1 protein-coding gene is annotated in these 1,110 nt (G+C 38.6%); it reads left to right on the forward strand.

All coding sequences use genetic code 11. The annotated features are described in order from the left end of the window. A partial coding sequence (gene tnpC, locus ACODS7_RS32180) for an IS66 family transposase (RefSeq protein ID WP_488828626.1) occupies positions 1-1,110 on the forward strand: 1,110 nt, incomplete at both ends.

Consider the following 1,110-nt stretch of genomic DNA (forward strand, 5'->3'; position numbering starts at 1 on the left):
CTTTATTTGAAGAAACATTTTCTAAGTTAGAAAAACGGATTCAAGAACTAGAACACGCTTCAAAAAAAAACTCTACAAATAGTCATAAACCACCTTCTACAGATGGTTTGCGTAAACCGATTACAAAAAGTTTGCGCAAACCGTCTAATCGTCAAACAGGTGGCCAGTTGGGCCATAAAGGACATACGCTTCATTTGACAACGACTCCGGACCATACGATTACCTATTCTCCTACGCATTGTACTTGTTGTAACACATCCTTACAGCACGAGCCTGTGAAAGGATACCGCATTCGTCAAGTGTATGATTTACCACCTATCCAGATAGAAATAACAGAACATAAAGTGGAACAAAAAGAATGCCCATATTGCCATTCTATCCAAGAATCCCAGTTTCCTTCTACTGTCTCTCATTCTGTACAATATGGTCCGAATATAAAAAGACTGATTCCTTATTTAACACATTATCAGTGCATTTCTTTGAAACGAACAAAAGAATTCTTTCAAGATTGTTTTGGCCATTCTATCAGCGAAGGAACGTTAGTCAATCATACACAAGCTTTTGCTTCTCAATTGCAGCTTTTTGTACAGGAAGCCAAAGAGAAGATTCTTCAGTCTTCGGTTGTTCATTTTGATGAAACCGGTATGCGAGTAGAAGGTAAAACACACTGGTTACATACTGCAAGTACACCGGAGGTGACATTGCAACATATTCATGAAAAACGCGGGAAAGAAGCGATGGATGCGGGTGAAATTTTGCCTGCTTTTTCTGGAATTGCCATGCATGATGGTTGGAAGCCGTATGATGTATTTACAGATTGTCGACACGTTTTATGTAATGCCCATCTCTTACGAGATTTGCAAGGAATTATAGATAGTACCGGCCAAAAATGGGCACAACAAATGCAGGGATTTCTAACGCAAGCGTTGCATCTAAAAAAGCAATACAAGGGAATTCTGCAAAAAGTGGAACAAGAGAATCTGGTTACCATCTATCAATCCATATTGAAAGAAAATCAGGTGTATTCTTCGAAACCAAAAAAGAAAGGAAAGCAAACGCCTGCTCAAAATTTATGGAATCGCTTCGTCAAATATGATGACAGAATTCTAG

Source organism: Bacillus sp. FG16, assembly GCF_057809515.1.